Source organism: Marinobacter sp. DY40_1A1, assembly GCF_016597815.1.
Taxonomy (GTDB): domain Bacteria; phylum Pseudomonadota; class Gammaproteobacteria; order Pseudomonadales; family Oleiphilaceae; genus Marinobacter; species Marinobacter xiaoshiensis.
In genome coordinates this window covers 452600-462579 of record NZ_VCHA01000004.1, presented here as the reverse complement: position 1 = coordinate 462579, position 9980 = coordinate 452600, and the positions used below count along the sequence as shown (strand labels likewise).

The 9980-nt window shown below is 55.5% G+C and carries 7 protein-coding genes and 1 riboswitch; of the genes, 2 read left to right on the top strand and 5 right to left on the bottom strand.

Going from position 1 to position 9980, the window contains the following annotated elements; genetic code table 11:
• The first annotated feature begins 393 nt into the window (after positions 1–393).
• Positions 394–1353, top strand: coding sequence for an integron integrase (locus FFI61_RS12875; protein ID WP_200205279.1), 960 nt, complete (start codon positions 394–396; stop codon positions 1351–1353).
• A gap of 24 nt (positions 1354–1377) precedes the next feature.
• Here the strand turns inward: FFI61_RS12875 and FFI61_RS12870 are convergent, their stop codons facing one another.
• Together FFI61_RS12870 and FFI61_RS12865 are read right to left on the bottom strand one after the other, a co-directional pair.
• Positions 1378–2436, bottom strand: a complete 1059-nt coding sequence (locus FFI61_RS12870; protein WP_200370900.1) for a ribonucleotide-diphosphate reductase subunit beta — start codon at positions 2434–2436, stop codon at positions 1378–1380.
• Positions 2437–2464: 28 nt separating this feature from the next.
• Entirely contained in the window at positions 2465–5233 is a 2769-nt protein-coding gene (locus tag FFI61_RS12865) for a ribonucleoside-diphosphate reductase subunit alpha (protein ID WP_200370898.1), read from the bottom strand.
• A 155-nt stretch (positions 5234–5388) separates the two neighbouring features.
• Positions 5389–5585: riboswitch (cobalamin riboswitch) on the bottom strand.
• Between the two features lie 186 nt (positions 5586–5771).
• Between FFI61_RS12865 and FFI61_RS12860 the strand changes: the two genes are divergently transcribed.
• Positions 5772–6404 carry a DUF3047 domain-containing protein gene (locus tag FFI61_RS12860; protein WP_265092137.1) on the top strand — a complete coding sequence of 211 codons (633 nt, stop codon included), beginning with the start codon at positions 5772–5774 and terminating at the stop codon, positions 6402–6404.
• A gap of 9 nt (positions 6405–6413) precedes the next feature.
• Here the strand turns inward: FFI61_RS12860 and FFI61_RS12855 are convergent, their stop codons facing one another.
• The 3 genes from FFI61_RS12855 to FFI61_RS12845 form a co-directional block, all read right to left on the bottom strand.
• Positions 6414–7247: a substrate-binding periplasmic protein gene (locus tag FFI61_RS12855; RefSeq protein ID WP_227714879.1), complete on the bottom strand. Its 834-nt coding sequence runs from the start codon at positions 7245–7247 to the stop codon at positions 6414–6416.
• A gap of 92 nt (positions 7248–7339) precedes the next feature.
• Entirely contained in the window at positions 7340–8845 is a 1506-nt protein-coding gene (nhaB, locus tag FFI61_RS12850) for a sodium/proton antiporter NhaB (protein WP_200205275.1), read from the bottom strand.
• A gap of 106 nt (positions 8846–8951) precedes the next feature.
• A complete protein-coding gene (locus FFI61_RS12845) occupies positions 8952–9959 on the bottom strand; it encodes a CobW family GTP-binding protein (protein ID WP_200205274.1) in 1008 nt (335 codons plus the stop codon).
• Positions 9960–9980: the final 21 nt, after the last annotated feature.

The window sequence follows — 9980 nt, the reverse complement described above, 5'->3', positions numbered from 1 at the left end:
TGTGCTGGGTTCGGGGGGAAAAGCCATGTTGGCACATGGCCTGGATCATGGTCTGACGTAGGGGTGTCATGACGGATTCTCCTCTTCTGAATAGCCCACTTGGGCTAATCAAAAGTATCCGCCAGTCCTCCCAGCTTCGCAGGAAATGTGCGGGCGAAATCGCTACCGCGAAGCGGTTTAGTTCAACAGCAATTGGATCGATGTCTCAGTGATTGCGAAAATTTGACTGCTTCGTTATTACGGATTTTTCGAACCCCAGTACACCGATCAAAAACACGTAAAACAAAAGCTTAGCTCAGTTTTTAGAAGCCTACTACGTAATCATTTGACTTCTGTGATCTGCGCCACCAATAATACTGTCTAAATATACAGTCCTGTGGCAGGGAGCCCACAATGCAAGGAAAGCAGCCTCGTTTACGCGATCAGGTTCGCGCGGTGATTCGCGTCAATCATTACAGCATTCGTACCGAGAAAACCTATTGGTACTGGATTCGCTACTTCATTCGTTTCCACCAAATGAAACACCCACGAGATATGGGCCCGCCGGAGGTTAATGAGTTTTTGACCTGGCTTGCCGTACATCGCAATGTTGCTGCAGCCACGCAGGCACAGGCGCTGAACTCTTTGGTGTTTTTGTACGACAAGGTATTCGGGACTCCACTCGGCGAGATTGGAGATGTAGTCCGGGCAAAGAAGCCTCGTAAGTTGCCCGTGGTGCTCACGCACGATGAAGCGATGCGCATCATCAACCATCTCAGTGAACCTGATAAGCTGATAGCATCCCTCATGTATGGCTCTGGTTTGCGAGTAACCGAGGCCTGTCGTCTGCGCATCAAGGATCTGGATTTTCAACAGCAGGTAATCACCGTGCGCGACGGAAAAGGTGCCAAAGATAGAACCACTTTATTACCTGCCACGCTGATTGAGCCGCTTCAGAACCATGTTGAGAGCATCCGCAAAGCTTGGCAGCAGCGCAGTGAGGAGTTTCTGCACCCGGTCAGTATGCCCTTCGCGCTCGCTCGCAAGTATCCCGGAGCAAGCCGTTCGTTAGCGTGGCAGTGGCTCTTTTCCTCTCCGGTTTTGTGTACAGACAATCTAGGCAATGTATCCCGACACCATCGCCATATTTCATCCGTACAACGCTCTGTGCGCGGTGCGGCAAAGGCTGTCGGTATCCATAAACCTGCCAGTTGCCATACCTTCCGCCACACCTTCGCCACCGAACTTCTAAAACGTGGTAACGATATCCGCACAGTACAAGATCTACTCGGCCACGCAGACCTGCGAACCACCCAAATCTATACCCACGTTTTAGGGCAAGGTTTTGCGGGGGTTCGCAGTCCGTTGGGATGAGCGCAGCTCAGCGTTTGTGAGTACTCACCACTCCAACTGAGCCCCGGTCTGGTACTCAATCACCCGCGTTTCAAAGAAGTTCTTTTCTTTACGCATGGTGGCTTGCTCATCCAGCCAGGGCGATACGTTTTTCGCTCCGGGGAACGGCTCTTCCAGCCCTACAGTGCGGGCTCTTCGGTTGGCAACAAAGCGGAATTGTTCGGTGTGGTATTCCGCGGAGTAGCCCAGGATTGGGTCGCGCAGGATGTAGTTGGCGTAGTCGCGCTCGGCGGCTTCGGATTCTTCCCACATCTCGCGTACGGCTTTGGGATCGAAGCTTATGTTTTCTTCTTCCAGTATCTGATTCACCACTTTCAGGCCGAAGGCGAAGTGCATGGCTTCGTCGCGCAGTATGTACTGGAACTGCTCGCCGGTGCCGCGCATCAGGCCACGGCGCTGTAGAGCGAAGATGGGGCTGAAGCCGTTGTAGAACCAGCAACCTTCAAACACCGCAGCGAAAAACAGGTACGACATGATGAATTCTTGCAGGTCGTCTTTGTTGCGCAGGTTCAGGTCGGAGCGCATGGCGGCATCCAGCCGGCGGTTGGCCATCTGGATTTTGGCGTTAATTTGCGGCACTACGCGGTAGCGGTTGTAGATTTCGCTCTGGTCCAGGTTCAGGGTTTCAATGCAGTGCTGGTAGGTCCAGGTGTGCAATGCCTCTTCGTATACCTGGCGCGCCTGGTAAATTTGCAGTTCCGGCGCGGTCATTTTTTCCATCACGGCCAGGCCGATGTTGCGCATGGCCAGTATGTCGGAGGTGGTCAGGTAGGCCACCACGTTTTCGAACACGTGCTTTTCCGCCGGGTTCAGGCGGTGGTGGTAGTCGTGAACGTCTTGCGCCATGTTCACGTCCAGTGGGGTCCAGTGGTTTTTGTTGGCGTTCATGAAGAACTCCCAAGCCCACGGGTACTTAAAGGGTGCAAGCTGGTTTACGTCGGTTTCGCCGTTGATTACGCGCTTGTCGTCTACATTCACCGGGGCCACGCTGTTGTGTTCAGCGGGCTGGCTTTGTGGTTTGGTTTCGTCGTCCCAATTCAGCATGGTTGTGCCTCTCAAAAGTAGTAAGTGGTTACTGACATGCTTCGCAGTCGGGTTCATCAATGCTGCACACTTGTGGCTGCGGTGCGGCAACCGGGGCGGCACTTTCATTCACGCCAGTAGCACCCAAAGAGCGCAGGTAGTAGGTGGTTTTCAGGCCACGCTCCCATGCCAGCTGGTACAACTCGTCCAGCTTTTTGCCGCTGGGCTGGGCCATGTAGAGGTTCAGGCTTTGGGCCTGGTCCAGCCATTTCTGGCGACGGGAGGCGGCTTCCACCAGCCAGCGGGCATCGATCTCGAATGCGGTGGCGTAGCGGGATTTCAGTTCGGTGGGTATGCGCTCAATTTGCTGCACGCTGCCGTCGTAGTATTTGAGGTCGTTCACCATCACGTTGTCCCACAGGCCGACCGCCTTGAGGTCACGCACCAAGGAGGGGTTCACCACGGTGAATTCGCCGGAGAGGTTCGATTTCACGAACAGGTTTTGGTACGCCGGCTCGATGGATTGGGACACGCCTACGATGTTGGAGATGGTAGCCGTGGGCGCTATGGCCATTACGTTGCTGTTGCGCATCCCGTGTTGGGCGATCAGCTCACGGACGGGGCCCCAGTCCAGACGGCTTTCAGTGTTTACGCTCAGATCGCCCTCAAGGCGCGCGGCTTTTAGCAGTTCGATGGAATCGATGGGCAGTATGCCCTGGCTCCATAGGGAACCTTCGTAGCTTTCATAAGCGCCCCGCTCGGCCGCCAGCTGCGCCGATGCGCGGATAGCGAAGTAGCTCAGTTGTTCCATGGCCACATCGGCAAACTCCACCGCCTGCGGGCTGGTGTAGGGCAGGCCCAGAGCATAGAGCGCGTCCTGGAAGCCCATCAGGCCCAGGCCCACGGGGCGGTGCTTCAGGTTGGAGTTGCGGGCTTGTGGCACAGCGTAGAAGTTGATGTCGATAACGTTATCAAGCATACGCACGGCGGTGTTTACGGTGCGCTCGAGGCGCTGGACATCCAGCTCACCATTGCTGATGTGGGCGGCCAGGTTGACCGAGCCCAGGTTGCACACAGCAATTTCATCGGCGCTGGTGTTCAGGGTGATTTCGGTACACAGGTTGGAGCTGTGTACCACGCCCTTGTGCTGCTGCGGCGAGCGCAGGTTGCAGGGGTCTTTGAAGGTGATCCACGGGTGGCCGGTTTCAAACAACACGGTCAGCATTTTGCGCCACAGTTGCTTGGCCGGAATGGTTTTGAACAGCTCGATTTTGCCTTCTGCGGCCAGCGCTTCGTAGTGTTCGTAGCGCTCGCGGAAAGCGTTGCCGTACAGGTCGTGCAGGTCTGGCACGTCGCTGGGGCTGAACAGAGTCCAGTCGCGGTCTTGGCGCATGCGTTCGATCAGCAAGTCCGGCACCCAGTTGGCGGTGTTCATATCATGGGTGCGGCGGCGTTCGTCACCGGTGTTTTTCCGCAGTTCCAGAAACTCTTCAATATCCAGGTGCCAGCTTTCCAGATAGGCACACACGGCGCCTTTGCGCTTGCCGCCTTGGTTCACGGCAACAGCGGTATCGTTCACCACTTTCAAAAATGGCACTACGCCCTGGCTTTGGCCGTTGGTGCCTTTGATGCGGGAGCCCAGTGCGCGCACGGGTGTCCAGTCGTTGCCCAGTCCGCCAGCCCACTTGGAGAGCATGGCGTTGTCGCGAATGGCGCCGTAGATGTCTTCCAGATCGTCGCCCACGGTGGTGAGGTAACAGGACGACAGCTGGGAGTGGCGGGTGCCGCTGTTGAACAGTGTGGGTGTGGATGACATGTAGTCGAACGAAGACAACAGATTATAGAACTCGATGGCGCGGCTGTTCGGGTCGTCTTCACGCAGCGCAAGGCCCATGGCGACGCGCATGAAGAATACCTGCGGCAGCTCCAGGCGGTCTTCTTTCCAGTGCAGGAAGTAACGGTCGTACAGGGTTTGCAGGCCGAGGAAGCCAAACTTCTGGTCGCGCTCGGGCTTAATCGCAGCACCCAGCTGCTCAAGATCGAATGCAGCCATGGCTTCATCCAGCAGCTCGTAGCGAATGCCTGCGTGAATAAAAGCGCTCAGAGCCTGTGGATAAACGTCGGCGAGGCTCAGGCTGGTGTCGAGGTTCAGAGCGGTGACGCTTTCAAGGCGCAGTTGTTCCAGGAGCAGGCGGGCGGTGACAGCACTGTAGTCTGGCTCACGTTCGATGCGACCGCGGGCGGTCATTATCAAGGCGCTCAGTACTTCGGCTTCGTCGATGCCGTTGTAGAGGTTGCGGATGGCTTCGTCCACCAGGGATTCGGCTTCTATGCCTTCCAGGCCTAATGCAGCCTTTTCAACCTGCTGCTTCATCAAGCCCAGATCCAGCGGTGCGGTGCGGCCATCGGCCAGTTTTACGGTAAGGGTTGGATGGGCTTCTACCGGTTCGTGCAGGGCGCGTTCGCGGGCGTGTTCTTCGCGGTAGAGTACGTATGCGCGGGCAACTTTCTGCTCTTCCGCGCGCATCAGGGCCAGTTCTACCTGGTCTTGTATGTCTTCAATGTGTACCCGGCCACCGGCTTTCAGGCGACGGCTGATGGCCTGCACAACTTGCTCGGTTACCCGGTGAACAGCGTCGTTTATTCGCGCAGAGCCAGCGGCTTGGTCGCCTTCAACGGCAAGAAAGGCCTTGGTAACGGCTACGCTGATTTTCGATGGGGTAAAGCTGACCAGATTGCCGTTGCGTTTGATTACCTGCAAGGCTTCTGTGGCGGATGGCGATGAGGGCCGAGGCTCGGCCAGAGCGGTCGCAGACATGCGGTTTTCTCCTGAATACGCGTTAATTCCGTAACCTTCGCGTACGCAGGACAAACGTCAGCATCAGCCTGTAATCGCTATACAGCGGCTGTAATCATGCCTTGTTTGTTGCTGCTCACCTTGTAGGGCCAAATGCAGGCGCCTGAGTCGCGAAGGTACAGTGTGTATTCCCTGGCAGGTCTTCGGACTCAGGGGCGTGAACCTTTCGGCTCTGCCTTGCGTGGCGACTTCCCGGCTTGCGCCAGTGTCTTTGTGCCACGCTCGTTCCCCAATACCGCTGCGCGTCAGTTCCGGATTCTCACCGGATTCCCGATACCATATCTGGTATCAAACCAAGGATTTGGGCACTATATACAGGATAGCCAAGATGAACAAGGCACTTTCTTTGAATCCTTCGGTCTCCTACAAACACACAACAACTCGAGACTATCCAATGCGCACCTCATCGCACCCCACTATTTGGCTGCTCCTAGCTGCACTCGCCCTGGCCTCTTCTCACCTGTCAGCACAGGAGCCAGTGCTCCCGGCATTTTCCGAAATGGCATCGCTGGCTGATGGCTGGGAACCGCTGGAATTCCCGAACATAAAGCAGATCTCCCATTACGAGCTGGTTTCTGAGAACGGCTCCAATGTGGTTAAAGCCGATGCCTCCGGCGGTGCTTCCGGCCTGATCACTCGGCTGAATATAAAGCCAGAGAGTTCTCCGATACTGACCTGGCGGTGGAAGGTGTCGAATGTGTTTGAAAAAGGCGATGCCCGGAAAAAATCCGGTGATGACTACCCTGCCCGGATCTACATCGCCTTCGAGTTCGAGCCGGAGAAAGCGGGCTTTTTTGAGCGGGCCAAGCGCAAAACGGTAGAGGTGTTGTTTGGTGAGGAACTGCCAGGCAATGCCCTGAACTACATCTGGGCAAACACCCTGCCGGAAGGCGAGTTTATAGCCAACCCCTACACAGACAAAACCGTGATGATTGCCGTTAACTCGGGCAGCGGGAATGCCGGGGAGTGGGTGACCATAGAGCGGGATATTGTGGCGGACTATCGCCAGGCCTTCGGGGAAAACCCGCCGCCAATCCGGGGCATCGCGATCATGTCGGATTCAGACAATACCGGTGAGCAGGCAAGCGCCTGGTATGGCGATATCTCTCTGAGCAAAGCGAAAAAGGATTAGAAAGCGGTTTTAACGATGTGCCTGAGGGAACCCGGGGATAACAAAGCCTGCCTCGAACGCTCGCACCGGCGGGGCCTCACCCCGGCTGACAAGCCTCAGGTAGGCATCGTCAAGCTCTTCCCTGAGTACTGCCGCTCGAGGGCTTGCAAGGGAATACAGCCAAGCCGAATAGCGTGATCGCACTTCCGAACCACGAATCTTGCTGTCTGATGGCCGGGTCAGCATATCCCCAACCGTTTCGCGGTAGTCCAGTACATAGTCACCGCGTTTTAGTTTGAGCATCTCGAGTGCCGCACGGGTGTTGGGGGCTTCCGTAAGCCGAATACGATCTGAATTCTCAAGCCATGTCAGCAGGCCACCATAAGTGTACCCCCCGATCACAATGACTGTTTTCCCTTCCAGCTGATCAAAATGTGTCAGTGGCTCTGAATCTTCCAGGTGCCAGGCATTAAGCTGAGTCGGATAAACATTTGCCCAACTTTCAAGTATGTCGTACTTGAGAACTGGCACACCGGAAAGGCCGGGAAACACGTCAACCGTGCCGCTTTTCAAGTACAAATAAACCCGGCTCACAGGCAGGTAAATGAACTCGGCTTGGTAACCGGCTTCCTCGACAACTTTTCGGGTTAGGTCAACAAAGAAACCGGCCGGTTCGCCCTGTTCATTCTGGTATTCAGCGGGGGGGAATTCGGTGTACGCAATGCGCACTTTGTTCCCGGCAGTATCAGCCAGGGCAGGCCTTGTTAGGGCAACAGCCGCCAGTACTGCAACCACCATCACTATTCGGGCTGCCAAGCCCCGGAACTGCGCCGGGGCTAAATATCGATTCCAGAGTCTGCGCATAGTAACGATTCGTTGAATGTGCCGACATATTGAAGGTATGCGGACTTTTCAAACTACCTGAGATGAGATTAGCAGAGCCCTGTGGAAAGGCATCAGATATGGAACATCACCATATACAGGCCAACACCACCCATCACCATAGTATAGGGGAAGGCCATTACGACCATTCGCCCATAGGATAGACGAACCAGAGGCGCAATGGCAGACGTCAGCAAAAACAGGAAGGCGGCCTGGCCATTCGGTGTTGCCACGCTTGGCAGGTTGGTGCCGGTGTTAATAGCAACGGCAAGGCTTTGAAAATGCTCATAACTGATACTACCAGCATCCAGTGCCTGTTTGATTTCACTGATATACACAGTGGCCACAAACACATTATCGCTGATCATGGATAGCAGGCCGTTGGCAATAAAGAACATACCTGGCTGCTGCCCTTCCGGAAGTGACAGCACGTAGTCGATCACAGGCTTGAACAGATGCTGCTCATGAATCACCGCTACAACCGCAAAGAACACAACTAGCAGGGACGTAAACGGCAGCGACTCCTGGAAGGCCTTTCCTATCTGGTGCTCGCTGGTTACTCCGGTAAACGAAGTAATCAGTATGATAACGAGCAGGCCAATCAAACCCACTTCGGCCAGGTGCAAGGCCAGGCCCACCACCAGAATCAGCGCTGCAGCCGCCTGCACCCAAAGCGCTGCCTGATCTGCCTTGGTACGCTTGGCGCGCTCGTTATCTGCAAACTCTTCCAGCACCCGCCGAACCGATTTGGGAAGCCGACCACCGTAGCCAAACCAACGCATTTTCTCCAGCACCCAGCAGGTTACCAACCCGGCGACCAACACGGGAATGCTGACTGGCGCCATGTGCAGGAAAAACCCGATGAAGTCCCAGCCCACTACCTTGGCGATCAACAGATTCTGGGGCTCACCCACCATGGTTGCAACGCCGCCCAGAGCGGTACCTATAGCGCCGTGCATCAACAGGCTGCGCAGAAACGCCCGGAAGTTTTCGAGATCATCCCGGTGCAGTTCAATAACCTCGTCATCGCTGTCTGAATTATGATCGCTACTCTGATAGCCCTTACCCGAGGCCACCTTGTGGTAAACCGAGTAAAAGCCAACTGTAACGCTGATGATAACCGCAGTCACTGTGAGGGCGTCCAGAAAAGCAGACAGCACCGCCGCAGCCATGCAGAACATAAGTGAGAGGGCAGATTTCGATCGCACCCCTACCAGTATCTGGGTGAACGCGACCAGTAGCAGGTCCTGCATGAAATAAATGCCAGCCACCATGAACATCAGCAGCAGGATAACCGGGAAGTTGGTCAGTACTTCCAGATACACCGCATCTGCCGTGGTGAGGCCGATCAGAAGCGCCTCTATTGCCAGCAAACCGCCCGGCAATAGGGGATAACATTTCAGCGCCATGGCGAGGGTGAAAATAAACTCGGCAATGAGCAACCAGCCCGCTGTAACCGGCCCCAACAGGTACATAACGATCGGGTTAACGATCAAAAACAGCAGGATAATCTGCTTGTACCAGACGGGAGCCTTGCCAAGAAAGTTACTGGAAAATGCGGAAAAAACGGTTGTGGGCATTGCGGAGGTTCTTTTGAGTTAACGAGCGATAACAGTATATGGCGCCATGCCATTATCTTCCTTGACATTCCTGCGCCGGTTAATGCGACAAACATACAGTATAGCCCTATCCTTTAGTACTGGCAGATGTCCGTACTACCAACGCACTGCGAAGTTCGTGATCCAGATCATTTTGCTCCAGCGCGCGGCTGATAATTTCAACCCGAGACTCATCAGCGGGCTCCGTTTCCAGCAGTGTCAGTACGCCCTCAACGGCATTGAACATCCACCAGCCTCTGTTGGTATGCACCACCCCTTTGAAGCGCTCGAACCCTCCACTACTGGCGAGGCTTTGTAGCGCTATCTGATCGAACACCCGGTCTTTGTGAACGCGCCAACCCATGCTGGTAAAACCGTCGCCTTTGTTGAAATAGGACTGCCAGGGTTCATCCTCCAGTGAGGGTTTCTCCGCCAGGGCTTTACCATGGTGATGGTGGTGGCTTTCAGGAAAATGCGCGGGTAGTCGATCGGAATCCCCTGCTAGCCATTCGAGGGGAAGCTGCCCGCCACTGATCTGTCCGATGCGCCGCTTTGCCGGATGCCAGTCGCTCGCCCAGGAGTCGAACCGCGCTAACTGCTCATCCGTGCACAGATCTGCTTTGCTCGCCACCAACAGATCCGCCACTGCAACCTGGTCGTGGAATTGCTGACTGGCAAGCACACGCTCGTCTTCCAGCCGGCGCGGGTCGACCAAGCAAACAGACGTCGAAAGGTGTACCACATCCTTGTAAAACTCTCCGGTCAGCGTTTTGATCACCTGTGCCGGGTGGCCCAGCCCGGTTGGCTCGATAAACAACCGATCTGGGCGCGCGAAGCTGATCAAACTGTTGAGCCCTATCTGCATAGGCAACCCGGAAACGCAGCACATACAGCCACCAGGCACTTCTTTCACCGCCACGCCCTGGTTCGACAGAAAGGCCCCGTCGATACCGACCTCTCCAAATTCATTCACCAGCACCGCCCAGCGCTCGCCTTCCGGCTTCTGCTTCAGCAGGTTGAGGATTGCCGTGGTTTTACCAGCACCGAGAAAGCCAAGTACCAGGTGCGTGGGAATGGGTTTCGAGTTGTGTGCCATGGATTGATTCTTTGTCATCGT